The organism is Nibrella saemangeumensis, assembly GCF_039541915.1.
GTDB lineage: Bacteria > Bacteroidota > Bacteroidia > Cytophagales > Spirosomataceae > Nibrella > Nibrella saemangeumensis.
The window spans coordinates 23,728-45,470 of sequence record NZ_BAABHD010000030.1; the positions used below are offsets into that span (position 1 = coordinate 23,728).

A 21,743-nucleotide genomic window follows, 5' to 3' on the forward strand; every position below is an offset into this window, starting at 1 on the left:
CAGTGAGCAGTAAGCAGATTGGCGTTAGCAACCAACTGGCCCTATTTTACTGCCTACTGAGAACTGCCCACTGCAAACTGCTGACTATTATGAGCGCCATTGTCATTGAAAATATCGCAAAAGCCTTCGGCCCTACACAGGCCCTGCAGGATGTGTCGTTTACCGTCAATCCGGGGGAGTTGTTTGGACTAATCGGGCCTGACGGAGCGGGTAAGACTACCCTCTTTAAGATTCTGGTTACGCTGCTGCTGGCCGATAAGGGGCAAGCTACCGTATCGGGGCTGAACGTTGTAGGTGACTACAAACAGCTCCGGCATCATATCGGCTACATGCCCGGTCGGTTCTCGCTCTACCAGGACCTGAGCGTGCAGGAAAACCTGAATTTTTTCGCTACCGTTTTCGGCACTACCATCGAAGCGAACTACTTCCTGATTAAGGATATTTACGAACAGTTGGCTCCGTTCAAAGACCGTCGGGCGGGGCAGCTTTCGGGCGGGATGAAGCAGAAGCTGGCGTTGTGCTGTGCCCTGATTCACAAGCCCGAAGTGCTTTTTCTGGATGAACCGACTACGGGTGTCGATGCGGTATCGCGTAAAGAGTTCTGGGAGATGCTGCGCCGGCTGAAAGAGCAGGGACTTACCATTCTGGTCTCTACGCCTTATATGGATGAAGCCGACTTATGCGACCGCGTAGGGTTTATCCAGAACGGGCAGATTCTGGCGATTGATACGCCGGAGGAGATTACGAAACGGTTTACAAAACCGTTGTACGGGGTGCGGGCGGCCGAAACGTACCGACTTATCCAGGATTTGCGCCAGGCTCCGTTCACCGACTCCTGCTACGCTTTCGGTGAGTCGCTGCACCTGGCGACCCACAACGGCACCGATAAACGCCAGATTGAACAGTACCTGCTCGACAAACAACACCAGGAACTGGAAATCGAACGTATTGCCCCCGGAATCGAAGACACTTTCATGGCCCTCATGAACCAGCAAACCAATGAACCAGTCAACCACTGAACCAGCCGTCATTACCAATAAGCTGACCAAGAGATTCGGGGACTTTGTGGCGACGAACGAAATCACATTTACGGTCGACAAAGGCGAAATTTTTGGATTCCTGGGTGCCAACGGAGCCGGCAAGACCACAGCGATCCGAATGCTGTGCGGCTTGTTGAAACCGTCGTCGGGCGAAGCCAAAATTGCGGGCTACGATGTGTACCGGGAGACGGAGAAAATCAAGCAGCAGATTGGGTACATGAGCCAGAAGTTCTCCTTGTACGAAGACCTGACCGTACGTGAGAATATCCGGTTCTACGGCGGCATCTACGACCTATCCGTAGCCGAGATTAAACGCAAAACGGAGCAAATTCTACAGAACCTGAACCTGCATTCCGTTGCCGACACGCTGGTAGCCTCGCTGCCGCTGGGCTGGAAACAGAAGCTGTCGTTCTCGGTAGCGCTGATTCACGAGCCGAAAATTGTGTTTCTGGACGAACCCACCGGGGGTGTCGACCCGATTACCCGCCGGCAGTTCTGGGATATGATTTACGAAGCCGCCCACCGGGGCACCACGATTTTTGTCACGACACACTATATGGATGAAGCCGAGTACTGCAACCGCGTTTCCATCATGGTCGACGGCCGCATCCAGGCCCTCGACACACCCCGCGCGCTGAAAAGCCAGTACGGCGTCGATTCCATGGACGGCGTTTTCCAGATTCTGGCGAGAGGAACATCAACTAAATAGTGGGCAGTTCTCAGCAGGCAGTAGGCAGATTTTAGGGCAACGTAGTGGCTCATCTTCTACCAATTGCCAACCGCCCACTGCAAACTGCCTACTGCAAACTGCTTACTAAAAATGGACCGCTTTTTCGCTTTCGTCAAAAAAGAATTTCTGCACATCCTGCGCGACCGACGGACGCTGCTCATCCTGTTCGGCATCCCGTTTGCGCAGGTACTGCTGTTCGGCTTTGCGCTGACCAACGAAATCAAGAACGCCAAAATCGCGCTGCTCGACAACGACCATAGCCTGCATTCCAGCCAGATTACCAACCGGCTGCTGTCGTCGGGGTATTTTCAGTTGCAGCAGAACCTGCGTTCGTACAACGATATTGAGCCGGCTTTCCGGAAAGGGGTCATCAAGATGGTGCTGGTGTTTCCGGTGGGGTTCTCCAATGATTTCGAGCATGGGAAGCAGGCATCCGTGCAACTCTTGGCCGATGCGTCGGAGCAGAACACGGCTATCAGCCTGACCAATTATGCCTCGGCCATTATCCGCGACTATGTCAACGAGCAGCAGGGCGGCAACTTTATGCCCATGAACATCGACATCGCTTCCCGGATGGTGTTCAATCCGGAACTGGCAGGAGCGTTTGTCTTTGTGCCGGGCGTGATGACGCTGGTGCTGCTGCTGGTATCGGCGATGATGACCTCGGTAACCATTGCCCGCGAAAAAGAAATGGGTACGATGGAGGTGTTGATGGTTTCTCCCCTCAACCAGGGTCAGATTCTGTTCGGCAAAGTGCTGCCCTACCTGCTGCTCTCGTTCATCAACGGCTGCCTGATTCTGGCGCTCGGTGTTTTTCTGTTGAAGGTTCCGCTCAATGGCAGTCTGGCGCTGCTCCTTGTCGAGATGCTGCTGTTTATCCTATTGGCGCTGGTCATCGGCATTTTTATCTCCTCGCTGACCAACTCGCAACTAGTTGCCATGTTTAGCTCGCTGGTGATTATGCTGATGCCCACCATCTTTCTGTCCGGGTTCATTTTCCCGATTGAGAGTATGCCCCGGCCGCTGCAAATCATCTCCAACATCATCCCGGCCAAGTACTTTATTCAGATTGTGAAAGGCATCATGATTAAAGGTGTCGGCCTGGGGTACCTCTACAAAGAGACGCTGGTGCTGATGGGGATGACCCTGTTTTTTGTGGGGATGAGTTTGCGAAACCTTAAGACCCGCCTGTCATGAGACGTATTCTGTTTTTAGTCGAAAAGGAATTCAAGCAGATATTTCGGGATAAGGTCCTCCTGCGAATGATTATTTCGGCCCCGCTGATGCAGCTGATTCTGCTGTCGTTTGCAGCCAACTTCGAAGTCAAGAACCTGAATATTGCCGTAGTCGACCATGACCATACCACCTTCTCGCAGCGACTGGCCGGCAAATTCCGTCACATCAGCAACTTCAACTTTCTAGGGTACGTACCCAGCTACAAACAGGCCCGCCAACTGATGCTCGACGGCAAAGCCGACCTGGTACTCGTGATTCCGCTCCATTTTGAGCGAGACCTGTACCGCGATAACAGCGCTACCACTCAACTGATGGTCAACGCCATCGACGGTTCCAAAGCGGGAATTGCCAACGGCTACGCGTCGACCATCATCCGGGATTTTAATCAGGATATTGTGGTGGAGAATTTTCCCGTTGCGCCCGGTACCATGCAGCAGCTCACGGTGCAGAATCAGTACTGGTTTAATCCAAAACTGGAGTATCGGACCTACATGGTACCGGCCATTCTGTTCCAGTTGCTGATTCTGATTGGCGGACTGATTGCCGCCCTGAATATTGTGCGGGAGAAAGAGATTGGTACGATGGAGCAGCTCAACGTCACGCCCATCCAGCGGTATCAGTTCATCCTGGGGAAGATGATTCCATTTGTCATTATCGGGCTCGCGCAGTTCACCGTTGGGTTGCTGGTGGGGGTGTTCCTGTTCAAGATACCGACTGAAGGCAGTATTCCGCTGATGTACGGATTTGCGCTGTTGTTTCTGCTCCTGAGCGTTTCGCTGGGCCTGCTGATTTCTACGTTGTCGGAAACGCAGCAGCAGGCCATGTTTGTGGCGTTTTTCTGTTTGGTATTGTTTATTCTCCTCAGCGGCCTGTTTGCCTCCGTCGAGAACATGCCGATGTGGGCGCAGTACCTCGACACCATCAACCCGTTGAAGTACATCATCGAAGTTTCCCGAAACGTCATGCTCAAAGGCAGCACCTTCCGCGACGTTCAGCAGCAATTCTTCGCCCTTTTACTCATCGCCACTACGTTGTTGTCGCTGGCGGTATGGCGGTATCGGAAGACGGTTTAGTAATTTTTGTCATCCCGACGCAGGAGGGATCTCAGGCGTCAGCTAACCAATAAGATCCCTCCTGCGTCGGGATGACAAAAAACGGGATGACAAATCAACCAGTATCAATACTGCTCTACCCCCGCGAAGAAGAAATCGCCTTCAATTTTAGCGTTTTCGTCGGAGTCGGAGCCGTGAATGGCGTTGGCTTCGATGGATTTGGCGTACAGCTTGCGGATGGTACCTTCGGCGGCCTGTGCCGGGTTGGTTGCACCGATCAGCGTCCGGAAATCGGCAACGGCGTTTTCTTTCTCCAAAATCATCGGCACAATCGCACCGGACGACATGTAGGCACAAAGGTCATTATAAAACGGCCGCTCGCGGTGTACGGCGTAGAACTGGCCGGCCCGCTCACTAGTCAATTGCACTTTCTTGATTGCTACAATCCGGAAGCCGGCTTCTTCAATCATTTTGATAATAGCACCGGTATTACCCTCCGCAACGGCGTCGGGCTTAATCATTGTGAATGTTCGGTTGGTTACCATGCGGTTGTATACAGAATTTTATTCGGCGGCAAAGCTACAAACTTTCACCCAATTGCCGTGCGACATCAGAGGCCGCTACTTTGCTAAAAACTTCGTACTTTTGGGGTTAGAATCCGGACCCGCTCCTTTGGGCAACGGTCCGGACGTTTGGTATATGCAAGATATTGAAGCGATTGGCGACCTGCTTAAACAACCGCAGACGGTGCTGATCACCACCCACCAGAACCCCGATGCCGATGCCATGGGCTCATCACTGGGACTGGCCGGGTATTTAAAGAAGAAAGGGCATCGCGTAACGGTTGTTACGCCGACCGACTACCCCACCGGCTTGCACTGGCTGTCAGGCAATGACGAAGTAGTAGCGTTTGAGGAGAAAGTACGGGTACAGGTCAGCCAACTGATGGAAGAAGCCAGCGTTATTTTTTGCCTGGACTTCTCCAGTCTAGACCGCATTCGTGACCTCGGCCCCATGGTCCGGCAGGCCCGCGCCACCAAAATACTTATCGACCATCACCTGGAGCCGGAAGCCTTTGCCGATCTGGCTTACTGGGACCCATCAGCAGCCGCCACCACCCAGCTTGTCTTTTACCTGATCAACCGGCTGGGCGATAAAGACCTGATTGATATTCCCATTGCCGAATGCCTGTATGCCGGCCTGATGACCGATACCGGTTCTTTCCGTCATCCCTCCACTACCGGCGATGTGCACCGCATGGCCGCCGATCTGGTGGACCTGCACATCGACGTCAGCAGCATTCACCGGCGTATTTTCGACAATACCTCCCTGGACAAGCTGCGCCTGCTGGGCTACGTACTGAACGAAAAACTGAAGGTACGGCCGGAATACAAATTCGCGTACATCACCCTGACAGCCGATGAACTGAAGCGTTTCCGCTCAAAAACGGGCGATACCGAGGGTATGGTCAATTACGCCCTCTCGGTAGAAGGAGTAGTGATGGCCGCCATTCTGATTGACCGGGGCGAAGAAATCCGGATGTCGTTCCGCTCCATCGGCGAGTTTTCGGTACGCGAACTGGCCAGCACCCATTTCAACGGAGGGGGTCATCGCAACGCGGCCGGCGGACGGTCAAGCCTGTCGCTGGAAGAAACAGAGCAGCATTTGCTGGCGGTCTTACCGCAATATCAACAGCAGCTTCTCGAAACGGTTTAATCTGCCCCTGGGGCACTATGTCATTCTTTTTAACGTTTTTACTTTATTCATTCAATCTATTACAAACTCATGTTTTTCAAAACCTTAGGTAAGGCTGCATTCGTCGTAGCTGTGATGGCTGCCTGCGACAACAACCGCGTTCAGGTAACCGACAACGGCTTAAAATATCAGATTCACGAACAGGAAGACAACGCCCGCAAAGCCAAGGTCGGGGATATTATGACCATGCACCTGGCCCTGAAAAACAGCAAGGATTCGGTCCTGCGCGATACGCATAAAGAACCCACTCCGCTCAAAATCATGCTTCAGGTACCGCCCTTCAAGGGCAGCTTTGAAGAAGGTCTGGCCATGCTCGGCAAAGGCGACAGCGCTACCTTCTTCGTTAGTGCCGACTCGCTGTTCTCGCGGGCCATGCAGCCGATGCCTCCCGGTGTAACCAAAGGTTCCGATATTTCATTTACGGTAAAAGTACTCGATGTTCAGAGCGAAGAAGAATATACCAAAGCGCAATCGTCTGTCCGTGACAAGCAGAAAGGGGTTGACGAAAAAATTATTGCCGATTACGTAGCGAAAAACAACCTCGGCGGCAAAATTCAAAAGACAGCCTCCGGTCTTCATTATATCATTAACCAGCCCGGTACCGGTCCCCAGCCGAAAGCCGGTGATATGGTAAAGGTACACTATACCGGCAAACTGCTGGATGGTAAGGTATTTGACAGCTCCGTGCCCCGTGGCCAGCCCATCGACTTTCAGGTGGGCGTGGGTATGATCATTCCGGGCTGGGAAGAAGGCGTCATGCTGATGCGCCAGGGCTCTAAAGGAACCCTGATCATTCCGTCGACGCTGGCCTATGGCCCGGAAGGTTCCGGTGGTGTTATCCCGCCGAACTCCGTGCTGATCTTCGACATTGATCTGCTGGACGTGAAGAAAGGTCCGGCCGGCGGTCCTGGTGGCCCCGGTGTACCGGGTGGCGCGCCGGCACCGGGTGGAGCCGGTGGTTCAGGCGCTCCGCGCTAACAATTTTAATGAGCCGGATAGCACCAAACGCTATCCGGCTCCGTTTTATCTTTGTCATTCAATTGAGCATAAAGAATGACTTAGCCCTTCAAACAAGAAGATGCGTACCCTGGTAAATAAAGTTTTGTTCTTTGCGGCTCTGGCGAGCATCAGCTTTAGTGTAGTCTCCTGCCTACAGTCCGGCGAAGCTCTCCAGGATCGGAAACGACGTGAGAACGAGCAGGAGATTGAACAGTATATTGTTCAGAATAACCTGCGCGGTCAGATTCAGAAAAACGATCTGGGCCTGTATTATTACATAGTAAAGCCGGTGCCCAACGCCCAGCAACCAAAAATTGGTGATGAAGTACAGTACCACTACGTTGCCCGCCGACTGGATAACCTGATTGTGGATAGTACTGAGGTTGCCGCCAACAAGCCCCTGTCGTTTGTGTACCTCGACCGGCCCGTTAACATCACCGCCGGCCTGTTTCTGGGCATTAGTCAGCTGAAGGAAGGCGAAGAAGCCATTCTGCTCGTGCCGTCATACCTCGACAACGGCCGGGTTGGTACGTTGCTGCTGCCGCAGTATTCACCGGTCCGGTACGATCTGAAAGTGGCCAGCGTCCGCACGGAAGACGAACAGATTGAAGATTACGTAAAGGCTAAAAAGCTGACGATTACGCAAAAGCAGGACAACGGCTTACGCATTGCCGTAACTCAGTCCCGGCCGGATTCGGTCCTGATTACGACCGGTAAAACGGTCAATGTCAAGTACAGCGGTAAACTGCTGACTGACAAACAATTTGACGCAGGCACCATCAATGTAACCATTGGCGAAGGCCGGGTGGTGAAAGGTTGGGAAGAGGCTTTGCAAAAACTGCGGGCCGGAGAAAAAGCGACCGTTATCTTCCCGTCGACGCTGGGCTATGGTACACAGGGTAGCGGCCAGAATATCGGCCCCTACGCTCCGCTGACCTTTGACCTCGAAATTCTGAGTGTTAAATAATTTTCCGTAACGTCTTCCAAAGCCCTTCGTAGTTTTGCGAAGGGCTTTTTTATGCTCCTCCCTTATGGAACTCTGCTTCGCAACCAACAACCCCCACAAACTGGAAGAGGTAACCGCCCGTTTGGGCCACGCGTTTACACTGAAAACGCTCCAGGACATCGGCTGCACTGAATCGCTGCCCGAAACCCAGACCACCATCGCCGGCAACTCGCGCCAGAAAGCCGAGTTCGTCTGGACCCACTACGCCGTCTCGTGCTTCGCCGATGACACTGGTTTGGAGGTCGACGCGCTCAACGGCGAACCGGGTGTCAACTCCGCCTTCTACGCCGGACTCCCCCGCGACAATTCCCGCAATGTGCAGAAACTCCTGTCGGAGCTAAACGGCGTGGCCGACCGCCGGGCCCATTTCCGCACGGTATTTACGCTCATTCTGCACGGCGTAGAATATCAGTTTGAAGGCATCATTGGCGGGCATATTATCACCGAACCGCGGGGTACCGGCGGTTTTGGCTACGACCCGGTGTTTGTACCGGACGGATTTGACCAGACACTGGGCGAAATGACCATGGAGCAGAAAAACCAGATCAGCCACCGCGCCCGGGCACTCGACAAAATGGTGGAATTTCTGCAAACGATTTAAGAGGAGTAAACGTACGCATCAGTTATCTTCGTACCCTAAAAAATGAACGTATTATAATGCAATACTTTATGATCGGGATTTGCAGCAAACAGATCAAAAGATTTACTATTGTTTTGCTTCTATTGGGCCTTATTACAGGTTGCAATGATAAACCTGACATAGACAGGAGCGCTGACTTACAATTAACGGCTTTTCCTAATCCGGCCACCACTCAGATTTTTATTTACGCGCCAAATCCGAATAAGCAGGCCTTAACACTACAGGTTTTTGATCCCGCAGGAACCATGTTTGTTAACCAGAACGCCCTGGACGGAAAGGCTATTGATCTGCGTATTACGCTTGACGATAAGCCCAAAGGTTCTTACCAGGCTGTTCTGATCAGTGGTGGATCTAGCGTGCAACAAAAATTCCTGAAACTATGAGACTGCTCTTTTGCTTAGGGTTATTTATTAGCTGCTTTTCTGCCAACCTCTACGCGCAATCCGCCGGCTACGAATGCTTTTTCACGCAAAACGGGAATCTATACATTCCTGTAAACAATCCGAATAAGGGGGTTTATCCCATTTTATGGTACGATAAAACGACGCGCCCCCGCTTCTTAATCGGTGGCCTTGGTGTTGGCGCTCTATTCGTGAGGCCGCTTACGGCGAATGTAAGCTGGCGCACCCAGACTAACCTATCCAAACATACGTATTGGGATGAACTTACCAGAGTAGTAGACGTCAGGGGATTAGATATGGGGTATGCTGGGGCAGGAAGTTCAGACTATACGATTGGCCTGACCTCAACGCTGCATTATAACGTAACCGGTCGGGTATCGGTTGGCACCGGAATAGGCGGCCAACTATTGCTTATTTCTTTGGCCCGACTGCCGGATTTTAAAGAGCATCACCGGCCGGATTTACAGGAACACGACCAAATCGCTATCAACAAACACTACAAACCGATTGTCCCGGTTTTGCCGGTTGAATTGGCGGTTAAACTGCCCAAAGGATTTCTGTTTACCACTCGTTACGAACATGGCTTGCTGAACCGGATCAAAGGCGATTTGAGTAAGGTCAAAACGGATAAGTACGGCTTGCTGACGTTTGAGTTAGGGGTTAAAATTTAGGTAAGCAAATCGAACTGCTGACCCAGCACGGCCACATCGTCGGCCTTCAGCCAGTTGCGGAGCAGGGTGGCGTAGATGCTGCGGAAGTCGATGGTGTATTTCAGATCGCCGTCGTCCAGATCGGTCAGGTTGGGCGCTTCGTTGACTACCTTGCCGGGTGTCAGGTTGCCGCCCATCAGGAATACGTTATTGGCCGTGCCGTGGTCGGTGCCGTTGCTGGCGTTCTGTTTGACCCGTCGGCCGAACTCGGAGAAGGTCATCAGCAGCACGTCGTTGAGCCGGCCGGCCTGTTTGATGTCGCCCAGGAACACGTTTACCGCTTCGGCGTACTGCCGCAACAGGCGCTCCTGCTGCCCCGGCTGGTTGATGTGCGTATCGAAGCCGCCGATGGAGATGTAATACACGCTGGTATTGACCCCCGACTGAATCAACTCCGATACCGTTTTCAGCCGGTTACCCAGTTCACTCGCCGGATACGCAGCCTTTGCCGCCTGTACTTTTGCTTTCTCGTACACGTAGTCGGCGGACGATACCGTCTCCGCCAGGGTCTTGTACAGGTAGGCCACGTTAGTATGGTCAGGTTCTGGCTGCATATGTGCCAATTGCTTCACCATCCCGTGGCGGGTCTGGTTATACAGCCTCGTCGGGTTCAGCACAGCCAGGCCATTCAGTTTCTGCCCTTTCAGCGCCAGGCTCAGCGTATCGTCTACCTCAATGGCCCGGTGCGGCTCACAGGCGGTGCCGGCGCAGTTAGCATCCAGAAAACGACCCAGCCATCCCGTATTTAGATACTGGTCAGCATTACTGGCCGTCTGCCAGATGTCCATCGACCGAAAATGCGAACGATCCGGATTGGGGTATCCGACATTGTTGATGATTGTCACCTTACCATCATCATACCAGCTTCGTAAGGACTCCAGCGCCGGGTGGAAACCAACCTCATCGTTTAACTTCAGAACCTTATCGGCAGCAATGGCAATACGAGGACGCTCGCGGTAATAGATATCGTTGCGGTACGGCACAACGGTATTCAGGCCATCGTTGCCACCAGATAATTGTACAATCACCAGCACCTTGACGGGAGCCGCAGCCTGACCAAACTGGTTCAGCTCATACGCTTTCAAAAAGTGCGGAATCAGCATCGTGCCGGCCGTGGTCAGCGCCGATTTTTTTACGAAGTTTCTGCGGTTCATAAGGGTTCATTGTACGTCGCCCCCTCCGGGTGCAACTATGCTTAAAAAGGCTCACCTAGAGGGGAGCGGTACAATTCTACGATAGCTGATACTCCGGCAAACTCATCAGGGCTGCCGTTAACGTCTGGATCTGTTCGCTGCGCGACTGACCAGACTTTACCTGTTTAGCAATTAACTCCCGTTGCGGTTGGCTCAGGGGCCAGGGCAGCAGGCAGGTGGCCAGCGCATCGGGCAGTTTTGCTTCTGGGATACCGGAAAAATGCGATTCAAATGCAGGCCAATTAACCTTCGTCCGAAACTGTCGTTCGCCCCGTTGCGTCAGCAGTTCGTTATTTACGTCGCCATCGTCTTTCGGGCGGATGGTCACTTCCGAAGATTTCAACAGGTAATCGGGCAGTCGCATCCGGAACAGCAGACTGGAACTATCAATCCAGCTTTTACCACCCGGCCAGCCAGCTACATTCGGCGGATACAGCAGTACCTGCCTGAGGGTTCGCTGGATGACTATCGGTGGCTGCCGCTGCTCAAACGTCAGTCCCAGGGTGTGCTGCATCCCCGCCAGCAGTTCCACCGGCGATTTGATATGGGTACCGATATTGGCTTTATCGTAAAACCAGTCGGCCGAGAAGATCGTCTCCATCAGGGCTGCAATGTCGTAGCCACTGCGGTAGAATTGTTCGCTGAGTTCATCCACCCGGCGCGGGTCTTCGGTCTCATTAACGAAGTAACGGTAAATTTTTCCGGTAATAAACCGAGCCGTCTGCTTCTTTTCCAGCAGCATGGCTATTACATCTTCTCCCTTGAAAGTACCGGTCTGCCCAAAGATGGTTTTGGCATCGGCATCGTGAATGAGCGGGCGGAACACAAATTTGCCGTCCAGTGTAAAACCCCAGCCGGTAAACGCCCGTGCGGCTTCTTTGATGTCTTTTTCGGTGTAATTCCCCCGGCCCAGCGTAAACAGCTCCATCACCTCGCGGGCAAAATTTTCGTTGGGCGCGTTTTTGCGGTTCTGCTGGTTATTCAGAAACTGCAGCATGGCCGGTTCCTTCGATACCGCCATCAGCAGATCGCTAAACTTGCCCAGCGCGTGCTGCCGCAGCGTATTCAGGTAATTCCGGACTAGTTGAGGATTACGCACCCGGCACGCGAAATGACCATGCCAGAACAAGGCCATTTTTTCCCGCAACGCACCCCTTCCGGAAGCCATCCGGTCGAGCCAGAGCAGGTTCATATCCCGAATCTGGCTGGTGCTCATCCGGATTTGTTCCCGGAGTTTGTCGCGGTCGATCTGTCCGTTCCGGAACATCCCTCTTAGTTCGCGCCGGTCTGGTGCTTCTTCAGTTCCTGCCAAGGACAAGGGTTCAAAGCTGTTGCTATCGGTAAACAGACTGCGAACAACTTTTCGGAGCGGCTGCCGGGCCGCATCATTCAGTTGAACTGGGGTGGCGTCAAAACCGGCCCGGCCAAACAGGTGTCGGAGTTTATGGGTGGGAGTACGTTCCATAACAGAATAGGCGTCTGGGCTTTAGGGGATAGCTCACCGACAATCGATTAACGTTAGATACATTAGTTTATTAGGCGTATATAAACGGCTTTTCCTGCGCCCGCCATCCGTTCTTCAAATACTCTTTCCGGTATAGCAATGAATTGCAGTTCTGTACGTAATTTAGTTGGCTTCATCCCCAACAGCATATGTCGCATCTTTACAAGTGGTTGATTACCGGTTTTTGTTTACTCTGCTGGCTTTCCCTTACAGGGCAACCTCTACCTTACAATGCCCGGCAGCGTACCCAGATAACGAAGGTAAAGGAGGACATCCGCCAGTCTCAGGAAAGCAATTACAATCGGGCGCTGCAACTGGCCCGGCAGCAAAACCGCCTGATCAAGGAAGTCAGGCCAGATGGTAGCGTGCTTAAACTACGAGGAATAGACGAAGGCGGGGAGTTGCTGTATGACATTACGCATAGTGCCACCCGCGCCGGTACCACCACCCGCACCAACGCCCTGTACGAAGGCGGCAGCCTGGGGCTGAACCTGACCGGAGCCTCACCGGCCGTGCAGAACCGGCTGGCGATCTGGGACGGCGGGCGCATATTAGCGACCCATGCCGAGTTTGGCAACCGCGTGACGCAGGCAGACAACGCCAGCCCGGCGGCCGACAACCACGCAACGCACGTTGGAGGAATCATGATCGCTTCAGGGCAGAACGCCCAGGCCAGGGGTATGGCCAGTGGAGCCCGGCTTAAAGCATACGACTTCAGCAACGATGAAACCGAGATGGCGGCTGCCGCCCAGGACTTGCTGATCTCCAACCACTCCTACGGTGCCCAGGCCGGCTGGTACTTCAACAGCGGCCGCGCCGGCAGTACACAGTGGGAATGGTGGGGCGACACAACGGCGAATGCCATGGAGGATACCAAATTCGGCATCTACAACAGTGAAGCCAGGGACTGGGATCGCATTGCCGTCAACGCGCCTTACTACCTGATCGTCAAATCGGCCGGAAACAGTCATGGCTCAAACGGCCCGGCGGCTGGTGCCTCTTATTACCTGGGTAGCCGTAACACAACCAGTACTTACCTGCGGAAAGACCAGAACGGTTACGACCAGATCAGCACTTACGGCACGGCGAAAAATATTCTGACCGTGGGTGCCGTCAGTTCCATCGCCAACGGCTACTTTCAGCCAGCCGACGCCCGGCTGGCGTCGTTCAGCAGTTGGGGACCTACGGATGACGGCCGCATTAAACCCGATATAGTCGGTGTCGGCGTCAGTGTCTTATCGGCCAGTTCGGCGGGCGCAAACCGGTATGTCTCCCAGTCCGGCACGTCGATGTCCTCGCCCAACGTATCCGGTTCACTGCTCCTTTTACAGGAGTACTTTGCGCAGCTGAACAACGGGAAAGTTATGCGCTCGTCGACCCTGAAAGGGCTGGCCATTCATACCGCCGAAGAGGTTGGCACCGCTCCCGGCCCCGACTACCGCTACGGCTGGGGACTGTTGAACGCGGAACGGGCCGCTACGGTCATCCACAACGCCGACCGCAGCCACATCCTGGACGAACGAACGCTGAATCAGAACCAGACCTACACCCTATCCTTGGTAGCCTCAGGCCGGGGACCGCTGATGGTTACCATCTGCTGGACTGATCCGGAAGGTACACCTACCTCTATTTCATCAGACAACCTGAATAACCGCACCCCCAAACTTGTCAACGACCTGGATATCCGGCTCACCAGCGGCAGCGAGAATATACTGCCCTGGGTGCTGGACCCGAACCGCCCGGATCAACCCGCTGAGCGGGGTGACAACATCCGGGACAATGTGGAACAGATTGTCATTCCGAATCCTATTCCCGGCCGTACCTACACGCTGACCATTGCGCACAAGGGTAATCTGAAAGACGGCAAGCAGGATTACTCCCTGCTGGTGAGCGGTGCGGGCGGACAAGCCTACTGCTCGTCGGCGGCTACGGCCAATACCGGCAGCCGCATCGACCGGGTCGTAATCGGCAGCATCGACCAGCGCGGGTCCGGCACCTGTTCGGCGTATTCGGATTTTATGCAGCAAATGACCACGGTGCAGTCGGGCCAGCAGTTGCCACTGTCGGTGACGGTGGGCAGTTGTGATGCCCCCCGTGATGTGGTGGTGAAGGCCTATGTAGACTGGAACTTGGATGGCGATTTTGATGATGCAAGTGAAACAGCCGCTACATCCGGGGTACTGAGCGGAGGAGGTACCTTTTCCGGCACGATTACGGCTCCGCCAGGACTGGCCAACGGGCAGTTTACCCGGCTCCGGATTGTGGCCGTCGAAACGAATAATGCCGGAACGGTTACACCCTGCGGCCCGTACACCAACGGTGAAACCCAGGAATATCTGCTTCAATATATCCGTACCGCCAACGATGTGGGGGTGATCACGCTGGTCTCTCCCGAGTCCAGTTTCTGTGCCCAGACGGGAGCCGGTTCCGACGCGGGCTTTACCGTAGCCGTGCGGATACGGAACTTCGGCACGCAACTTCAGCAGCATATTCCGGTGACCATCCGGATTGTAGATGCCAGTCAGAACGAACTGACCACGTTAACCGGCACCGTACCGTCGCTGGCGGCTTTCAGCGAATCGACGCTATCATTAAAAGTTCCTCCTCAGGTACGACTCGAACCGGGCCGGAGCTACCAGTTTATCTCTACCACGGGGCTGAACGCTGACCAGGATGGTACCAATAACCAGATTACGGTTAGCCGCACCACCAGTCCGGCTCCGGCTACCGGTATTTTTGCAGCCCTGGCCTGCGGTCAGGATGCAGCTGTTTCCCTGACCAATTCCGGGGCAGGCACCGCCTTCTGGTACGACTCCCCATCAGGCGGTAATTTCCTGGCGGGTGGCAACCGGGCGTCTACGGGCCTGAGACCCACCAATGATACCTATTACGCAGCCATCAATGATTTTGCCGGCCGGCTGGGTCCTGCCAGCAAGAGCGCGTTTGGTGGTGGATCATACGCCGGTAACTTCGGGCCGTCTCCGTTGCTATCGGTACAGGTACCCTTGCTGATTGAGAGCGCAAGGCTTTACATTGGCACGTCAGGCCGACTGACATTTACCGTTCGCCGGGCCGATGACTCCCCTGTTTCGGTCGTTACCCTCGACGTTACTGCTACCCGCAACCCCAACGTTACCGGCCCGGCCCCCAATGGCCAATTAGCCGACGATCCCAACGACCCCGGTGCCGAATACCCGCTCAATTTGCGCATTCCGGAAGCGGGCGATTACAAAATCACCATTGAGTACGAAGACGGGGCCAGCATCTTCCGAAGCAATGCAGGCGTCAGCGGTTTTCCATTTCAGCTGCCCGGTATGGTTAGCATCAAAGGTTCGGAGTTTATCCAACCTTCTCGAACCGACACGCTAACCAGCTCATGGTACTACTTCTACGACCTGAAAATAAAAGCGTTGGGTTGCCCGGTTGCGCAGCGTACGGCCGTAGTCCTGACGACGGGCGATGCCATTACTGCTACCATTACACCCGATGGGTCAACGGCCATCTGCCGGGGCAGTGCTGTTACGCTCCGGGCCAATACCGGTACGGGGTTGTCGTACCAGTGGCTGCGCAATGGCCAGCCCATTGCGGGTGCTACCTCGGCCGCGTACTTCGCGTCGTCGGAGGGGAGTTACGCCGTGCAGGTGGCTAATGCCTGTTTACCCACCACCTCATCGGCGGTTCAGGTAAGCGTTCGGACGGCTGCTCCACCGGCAATTACCCGCGACGGCTTTACGCTCACCTCCAGCGTCGCGTCGGGTAACCAGTGGCTGCTGGATGGCAGTCTCATTCCCGGAGCCACCGGTCAGACCTATACGGCCAACCGGTCGGGACGCTACTCAGTCAGAGCCAGCATCGACGGCTGCGGAGAGCTGGTGTCCGAAGAGGTAACGGTCGTAATCCTGGCGACGGAGCCGGCACCGGCTGACGATTATTTTGCCGTGTTCCCCAACCCAACTGCTAAGATGCTGACCGTAGAGATACCGGCCGCTACCGCCAATGAGCCACTGCCCGTGGTACAGCTTACCAACCTCTATGGCGTTATGGTGCGGTCCGTACCAATGCGAAGCGACAAAAAAATTTATACAGCGACCCTCGATCTGACTGACCTGCCGAGCGGTACATTTTTTGTATTGATTCAGAAGGATGGTGCCTCGCCCACCCGAATCAAACGAATTATAAAGCTGTAGCGCTTCTGCACACCTCTACGACTGCGTTATTGAACCATAGGCCCTGGAGCGGCCGAAAGGTAGCCGTTGCCCTGTGCAAGGGCATTGCAGTGGTATTTTTTACAATATGGACGAACATCGGTTCCTATGGTCAGATAAAGCTGGACGCAAAAAGTAATTGGCAGCAGGAACTACAATCCCGTTACAAAACCCTCCGCCAGCAGACCCTGCGGCAAGCCAGGAAGCAGGGCTGGCCCCTCCGCAAAAAGTATTCCAGCAACCGCTGGATAACGCTGCAGGAAATTGATTCACTGGGGCAGCCGATTTATTATTCCCTGCACAATACCGAAGCAGCCGCCGGTACACGCACCCAAAGCCTCTATACCAAAGGGCCACTAGGCCTGGTGGTCAACGGCAGCAGTACCGATGTAGCCGGTAAGTTAGCCATATGGGATGGTGGCAAACCACGGGCTGACCACCAGGAACTGACCGGCCGGATTCTGCCAATGAACAGCACCGGCGAGTTAAGTGATCATGCCACCCATATGGCCGGTACACTGATCGCCAGAGGGATCAACCCGGCCGCCCGCGGTATGGCCTTCAACGCTCAACTCCTGGTCTGGGATTACACCAACGACCTGACCGAAATCACCGCAGCCGCTCCGATTCTGCTCATCTCCAACCATGCCTACGGCCCCATTACCGGTTGGGTACTGAACGAACAACGTCCCGGCAGCAATCCGGACCTAAAGTGGGAATGGTGGGGTACCCCGGCTATCAGTGATACGGAAGATTACCTGTACGGTTTTTATTCCGGCCGCGCCCGCGACCTGGACCGGATCGCCTTCAACAATCCGTATTACCTGATGGTCCGGTCGGCCGATAATAAGCATAGCGAAACCGGACCAACCGCCGGAACCCCCTATTACCTGAAAAACACCAGTCAGCAAAGCACCCTGCCCCGTAGCCGCAACGACGGCTACGATGTCATTCCCGGCGAAGCTACTGCCAAAAATGTGCTGACGGTCGGAGCCGCCGATGTTACACTAAATGCCCAGAACCAGCTTACCCGCCTGAAGGCATCAGCCTATAGTGGCTGGGGGCCTACCGACGACGGCCGCATCAAACCCGATCTGGTGGGTATCGGCACGCGAATACTCTCATCACTGGCCGAAAGTCCCACGAGTTACGGCACCTATACCGGCACCTCCATGGCCTCCGCCAATGTCTCCGGCTCATTGCTGCTGCTGCAGGAGTTGTATGCCCAACGCATGAAAGAACCCAATGGCATACCCCAGTTTATGCGCTCGGCAACACTGAAAGGCCTGGCCATTCATACCGCCGACCGTCCCGAACCAGCCAGGGGGCCTGACTATCAGCTAGGCTGGGGTGTGCTGAACACGGAGAAAGCCGCCCAGGTGATCGTGAACGAACCCAATATTCACCGGCTCTATGAGCGCACGCTGCCGCAAAACCGCGCCGTTACAGAGCAGGTCGTTGCCAAAGGTGGCGAACCGCTGGTGATTACGCTGGTCTGGACCGACCCCGAAGCCCCGGCTACCCAGCTCAGCGCGGCCAACCTGAACAACCGCACCCCCAGGCTCATCAACGATCTGGACCTCCGCATCAGCGACGGTCGTACCGTGTACCTGCCCTGGGTACTGGACCCCAGCCGACCCGGGCAGCCGGCGCAGCGGGGCGACAACATCCGCGACAATGTAGAGCAGGTATACATTGCCAATCCGGTAGCCGACCAGACCTACACCCTCACCATTTCCCATAAAAATAACCTGACCTACGGCGCTCAGCCGTTTTCATTGCTCGTTAGCGGCCTGCGTCCGAGCCAGTGCCAGTTTACTGCGGCCATCACACCCGGCCGCGATACGCTCCTTTGCGCCGGAAGCACGCTGACGCTACGCGCCGGTACCAATGCCGGTTACCAGTACCAGTGGCTACGCAATGGGAATGTCCTGGCCAGTACCACCGGGGCTGCGCTGACGGTGAGCGAATCAGGTAATTACGTAGTCCGGATTACCGACCGCAACGGCTGCACCGGCACCTCGGAGCCGGTAAGCGTCCGGATTACCACGCCGACGGTCACACTCTCCCCCGCCCAGGAGCAATGGCTTTGCCCAAATGCGTCAGTTACCCTAACGGCTATTACCGAGCAAGGTATAGCTGCCGTTCCGTTCGAATGGCTGCGTAACGGCCAGCCCATTGCGGGGGCGCAATCCGGTACGCTGGAGGCAAAAGAACCCGGAACGTACCAGGTACGGATCAAACAGCAGGGTTGTCAGGTCACATCGGCCGGCGTAGTGATCCGGGCCTCCACAGTTAACACGATTTCCCTCCTGCCGGCCGACGAGGAGTTGCTGCTTCCCCAGGGTGCCTCGGTTCGGTTGCAGGCACCCAGCGCACCTGATTTTCGCTACCAGTGGTTCCGCAATGAAACCCCGCTGACCGGTGCCACCGGCCATCAACTGCTGGTAAATCAATCGGGGACTTACCAGGTGCAGATCAACCAGCAGAACTGCACGGGCCGTTCGGCGGTGAAACGGGTGCGGGTAGCGGGCGACAATAGCCTGCCGACCGGCCCCATTCTCAGCACCGCCCCCCATGACAGTAGCCTCACTGTATACCCTGTGCCGGCGGCCTCCACCCTATCCATTCGCTACGCCCATCCGAAAGCCACGGAGGTAAGCATAAGCGTATACGACGTACAGGGGCGGCTCAACCGGCAGGCCATTCCTCTGATGCGGCAGGGCGACTATTTCCTGCTGGAGATGAACGTCAGTAACCTGGCTCCCGGTGGGTACTGGATTCGCGTGACGGATGGTGACCGGCGCAGGGAGCATCGATTTATCAAAAAGTGATGAACGAGGCCTAAATCGACTGAATGTCAGTAACCTCCCTGACATTACTCATTCTCTAAGTAGCACGCTGCCCCTACTTTTGGCCTGTCACTCTTGTCCTTCTTTTCTTCCTGTCGCCATGGGTCATCGTCTGCTTTTTCGGTTGTTGAGTGTCTGCCTTTTTATTGTCATCAGTAACCGGACCGTTTATGCGCAGGAACTATGGGCGTTCAATGTAGTCATTGCGGTGGAGAGGCAAACAGCTGATTATTTCCAGCACACGTCTAGCAAAGACATCGCGACGATTGCCCGGAATCAGCTAGCGACTGTAACTGCCAATTTTAACAGTTCCCGGGATTTTAAGGGCCGGTTTGATTTTCGAGCCGACTCGGTTTACGTCTTCGACGGAGATGCCGGGCCGGAAATTTCCAGGCCCCACCCTGGGTACACCTATAAGCTGGTGATCAACGGATTCTCCCCCGTTACAAGCGGTGGCGGATGGTACGGGGGCAACACGACCATATACCACAACTGGCCATGGCATTTGTATGGCGGTCCGTTCGGTAAATGGGCTACTGACGGTGTTACGCATGAATTCGGTCACGCCAGGGGAGCTGTTGATATATACGCCATGCGGGTAGAAAGCCGGAACAACCCGATAAATCAGCAATCGTTTGAGGCTATCAGTTCCATCATGAATTCCACATACGACAACATCGTATGGGACGAACATACCGTTAATCTGCTCAACACCACAGGCGGTAAGCCAATAGTAGGTGAAGCTTACATAACAAAGGCATTTCCGGCTAAAATTCAACTTAAAGCTGTAAACGCTCAGGGTAAACCGATGGATAATGCCACCATTGAGATCTACCCTATCGACTGGTACTCCAATAAAGTTACACCCACGCCTGTTCTTCAGAGACAGACTGATGGACGGGGCATCTTCGAGTTTGCGACCAATCCTTTCCAGCCATCCACGCAGGGTTACCCCTGGCATATACGGTATGCCAACTTTCTGGTGAAAGCTGTGTATAATAACGTAGCTGCCTATACCTGGATGCCGCTGTACAATGTGCAGAACGTTTATTTCAGAGAAGGCCCTGCTTCTGTTTACACGGCTGAGATTCAGTTTCCGGACGCTCTGCCAACGTTTCAGCTAACCAGTATCAACGACACGGTGTTTTGCCCCGGCAGCCAACTGAAGGTATCGTTTACGTCTTCGCTCGACTTCCAGCAAGATAATACCTTCACCTTGGCGATTTACGACCAAAATAATAACTCGTATGTGTCAAGCATTATCAAAGGCAATAACATCTCTGCCATAAGCGGGAAGATTCAGCAGATAGAAGGAGGGCGGTCTCGGGTAAAAGTCACCAGTACGAATCCGAAAGCGCAGAGTGATGCGTACTGGATCAGGATAAAACCGGCTCCGTCGCCTGCTGTGCAGCACATAACGCTCTGTCAGAACGCAACCGCGCCAATGCTACCGGTAACGGGGCAAAACCTGCTTTGGTACACCAGTACGGCCGACACTACCGGATCTCCGGTTGCGCCGGTGCCCAACACCAGCCAGCTTGGTTCAACCACTTACTATGTCACTCAAACCCTGGATGGCTGCGAAAGTTCGCGAGCGCCGTTACAGGTTACCATCAGCCCGGTACCCGACGCGCCGGGCGTTACCGCAAAAGACATCTGTCAGTTTTCGCCACCCGAAGTCCTGACGGCGACCGGTACAGGTTTAATCTGGTACAATGCAGATGGCAGTCGACTGAATGCCGCTCCCATCATTAATACTGATAAAGCAGCAACCTACATGTATCAGGTGACACAGACAATCGCCGGATGCGAAGGTCCTAAAGCTACCCTGCCGGTCAACGTGCGTGGGCGGGCCGTGGCTACGCTGACGGGCAGCCAGACCCTGACGGTGGGTCAATCGGCCACGGTATCCGTTGCGTTAGGGGGCGAGGGACCGTGGACCTTCTCATACCGCGATAGCACGGCTGCCGGAGCCGGTACGGTGCAGACGATCCAGACGGCAGCCAGTTCGTACACGATGGCAATATCGCTCACAAAGACTACATCCTATTACCTGACAAACGTCAGCAATGTGTGCGGCACGGGGATCATTACCGGCGGTACGGTAGTAGTGACGGTAAACCCGCTCTTAGGCCTTGAGCTGTTGGTGGATGCTATCGACGTTTTCCCCGTTCCCACGACCGGTACGTTAACGATTTGCATCAACGGCTTATCGCCGGCGAATCCCGCTTCGCTGGAATTGACAAACCTCGCCGGTCAGGCCCTGCTCCGGCAGGAAACGGGTGCCCAAACCACCACATTGCCGCTCGATGCACTCCCCGCCGGGACGTATATTCTCCAAATCAGCGTTGGCAATCAGAAAATCTCGAAACGAATTATGAAGCTGTGAGTATTTCGCTTCTGAAATAGCTGAAATTTCA

Annotated in this window: 16 protein-coding genes; 13 read left to right on the top strand and 3 right to left on the bottom strand. The window is 54.6% G+C overall.

Annotation, left to right across the window (positions count from 1 at the left end):
- The first annotated feature begins 89 nt into the window (after positions 1-89).
- The 4 genes from ABD949_RS15145 (at position 90) to ABD949_RS15160 (ending at position 4,079) form a co-directional block, all read left to right on the top strand.
- Entirely contained in the window at positions 90-1,019 is a 930-nt protein-coding gene (locus ABD949_RS15145) for an ABC transporter ATP-binding protein (RefSeq protein ID WP_345244694.1), read from the top strand.
- On the top strand, positions 1,000-1,749 hold the full coding sequence (locus tag ABD949_RS15150) for an ABC transporter ATP-binding protein (RefSeq protein WP_345244695.1): 750 nt from the start codon (positions 1,000-1,002) through the stop codon (positions 1,747-1,749). Before ABD949_RS15145 ends, ABD949_RS15150 begins: the two co-directional genes overlap by 20 nt.
- 111 nt (positions 1,750-1,860) lie before the next feature.
- Positions 1,861-2,967, top strand: coding sequence for an ABC transporter permease (locus ABD949_RS15155; protein WP_345244696.1), 1,107 nt, complete (start codon positions 1,861-1,863; stop codon positions 2,965-2,967).
- Positions 2,964-4,079: an ABC transporter permease gene (locus ABD949_RS15160; RefSeq protein ID WP_345244697.1), complete on the top strand. Its 1,116-nt coding sequence runs from the start codon at positions 2,964-2,966 to the stop codon at positions 4,077-4,079. Before ABD949_RS15155 ends, ABD949_RS15160 begins: the two co-directional genes overlap by 4 nt.
- A gap of 104 nt (positions 4,080-4,183) precedes the next feature.
- Here the strand turns inward: ABD949_RS15160 and ABD949_RS15165 are convergent, their stop codons facing one another.
- On the bottom strand, positions 4,184-4,603 hold the full coding sequence (locus ABD949_RS15165; protein ID WP_345244698.1) for a nucleoside-diphosphate kinase: 420 nt from the start codon (positions 4,601-4,603) through the stop codon (positions 4,184-4,186).
- Between the two features lie 154 nt (positions 4,604-4,757).
- Between ABD949_RS15165 and ABD949_RS15170 the strand changes: the two genes are divergently transcribed.
- The 6 genes from ABD949_RS15170 (at position 4,758) to ABD949_RS15195 (ending at position 9,530) form a co-directional block, all read left to right on the top strand.
- Positions 4,758-5,774, top strand: coding sequence for a DHH family phosphoesterase (locus ABD949_RS15170; RefSeq protein ID WP_345244699.1), 1,017 nt, complete (start codon positions 4,758-4,760; stop codon positions 5,772-5,774).
- Between the two features lie 69 nt (positions 5,775-5,843).
- Positions 5,844-6,791 carry an FKBP-type peptidyl-prolyl cis-trans isomerase gene (locus tag ABD949_RS15175; RefSeq protein ID WP_345244700.1) on the top strand — a complete coding sequence of 316 codons (948 nt, stop codon included), beginning with the start codon at positions 5,844-5,846 and terminating at the stop codon, positions 6,789-6,791.
- A 100-nt stretch (positions 6,792-6,891) separates the two neighbouring features.
- Entirely contained in the window at positions 6,892-7,779 is an 888-nt protein-coding gene (locus ABD949_RS15180; protein WP_345244701.1) for an FKBP-type peptidyl-prolyl cis-trans isomerase, read from the top strand.
- A 64-nt stretch (positions 7,780-7,843) separates the two neighbouring features.
- Positions 7,844-8,419: an RdgB/HAM1 family non-canonical purine NTP pyrophosphatase gene (gene rdgB, locus ABD949_RS15185; protein WP_345244702.1), complete on the top strand. Its 576-nt coding sequence runs from the start codon at positions 7,844-7,846 to the stop codon at positions 8,417-8,419.
- Positions 8,420-8,475: 56 nt separating this feature from the next.
- Entirely contained in the window at positions 8,476-8,841 is a 366-nt protein-coding gene (locus ABD949_RS15190; RefSeq protein WP_345244703.1) for a T9SS type A sorting domain-containing protein, read from the top strand.
- A complete protein-coding gene (locus ABD949_RS15195) occupies positions 8,838-9,530 on the top strand; it encodes a hypothetical protein (RefSeq protein ID WP_345244704.1) in 693 nt (230 codons plus the stop codon). Before ABD949_RS15190 ends, ABD949_RS15195 begins: the two co-directional genes overlap by 4 nt.
- On the opposite strand, the gene ABD949_RS15200 is transcribed toward ABD949_RS15195, so the two are convergent.
- A complete protein-coding gene (locus ABD949_RS15200; RefSeq protein ID WP_345244705.1) occupies positions 9,527-10,723 on the bottom strand; it encodes a DUF1501 domain-containing protein in 1,197 nt (398 codons plus the stop codon). The two genes, ABD949_RS15195 and ABD949_RS15200, sit on opposite strands and share 4 nt — an antisense overlap.
- Before the next feature lie 76 nt (positions 10,724-10,799).
- A complete protein-coding gene (locus ABD949_RS15205; protein ID WP_345244706.1) occupies positions 10,800-12,227 on the bottom strand; it encodes a DUF1800 domain-containing protein in 1,428 nt (475 codons plus the stop codon).
- A gap of 188 nt (positions 12,228-12,415) precedes the next feature.
- Here ABD949_RS15205 and ABD949_RS15210 point away from each other — a divergent pair, with 188 nt between their 5' ends.
- From ABD949_RS15210 to ABD949_RS15220, 3 genes are all read left to right on the top strand, one after another.
- Positions 12,416-16,453 (top strand): S8 family serine peptidase, encoded by a 4,038-nt coding sequence (locus tag ABD949_RS15210; RefSeq protein WP_345244707.1) that lies wholly within the window; start codon positions 12,416-12,418, stop codon positions 16,451-16,453.
- A gap of 29 nt (positions 16,454-16,482) precedes the next feature.
- Positions 16,483-19,305 (top strand): S8/S53 family peptidase, encoded by a 2,823-nt coding sequence (locus tag ABD949_RS15215; protein WP_345244708.1) that lies wholly within the window; start codon positions 16,483-16,485, stop codon positions 19,303-19,305.
- A gap of 118 nt (positions 19,306-19,423) precedes the next feature.
- A complete protein-coding gene (locus tag ABD949_RS15220; protein WP_345244709.1) occupies positions 19,424-21,712 on the top strand; it encodes a T9SS type A sorting domain-containing protein in 2,289 nt (762 codons plus the stop codon).
- Positions 21,713-21,743 lie beyond the last annotated feature (31 nt).

Coding starts and splice junctions, on each gene's coding strand:
- ABD949_RS15145 (WP_345244694.1), top strand. CDS start 90: ATGAGCGCCATTGTCATTGAAAATATCGCAAAAGCCTTCGGCCCTACA.
- ABD949_RS15150 (WP_345244695.1), top strand. CDS start 1,000: ATGAACCAGTCAACCACTGAACCAGCCGTCATTACCAATAAGCTGACC.
- ABD949_RS15155 (WP_345244696.1), top strand. CDS start 1,861: ATGGACCGCTTTTTCGCTTTCGTCAAAAAAGAATTTCTGCACATCCTG.
- ABD949_RS15160 (WP_345244697.1), top strand. CDS start 2,964: ATGAGACGTATTCTGTTTTTAGTCGAAAAGGAATTCAAGCAGATATTT.
- ABD949_RS15165 (WP_345244698.1), bottom strand. CDS start 4,603: ATGGTAACCAACCGAACATTCACAATGATTAAGCCCGACGCCGTTGCG.
- ABD949_RS15170 (WP_345244699.1), top strand. CDS start 4,758: ATGCAAGATATTGAAGCGATTGGCGACCTGCTTAAACAACCGCAGACG.
- ABD949_RS15175 (WP_345244700.1), top strand. CDS start 5,844: ATGTTTTTCAAAACCTTAGGTAAGGCTGCATTCGTCGTAGCTGTGATG.
- ABD949_RS15180 (WP_345244701.1), top strand. CDS start 6,892: ATGCGTACCCTGGTAAATAAAGTTTTGTTCTTTGCGGCTCTGGCGAGC.
- rdgB (WP_345244702.1), top strand. CDS start 7,844: ATGGAACTCTGCTTCGCAACCAACAACCCCCACAAACTGGAAGAGGTA.
- ABD949_RS15190 (WP_345244703.1), top strand. CDS start 8,476: ATGCAATACTTTATGATCGGGATTTGCAGCAAACAGATCAAAAGATTT.
- ABD949_RS15195 (WP_345244704.1), top strand. CDS start 8,838: ATGAGACTGCTCTTTTGCTTAGGGTTATTTATTAGCTGCTTTTCTGCC.
- ABD949_RS15200 (WP_345244705.1), bottom strand. CDS start 10,723: ATGAACCGCAGAAACTTCGTAAAAAAATCGGCGCTGACCACGGCCGGC.
- ABD949_RS15205 (WP_345244706.1), bottom strand. CDS start 12,227: ATGGAACGTACTCCCACCCATAAACTCCGACACCTGTTTGGCCGGGCC.
- ABD949_RS15210 (WP_345244707.1), top strand. CDS start 12,416: ATGTCGCATCTTTACAAGTGGTTGATTACCGGTTTTTGTTTACTCTGC.
- ABD949_RS15220 (WP_345244709.1), top strand. CDS start 19,424: ATGGGTCATCGTCTGCTTTTTCGGTTGTTGAGTGTCTGCCTTTTTATT.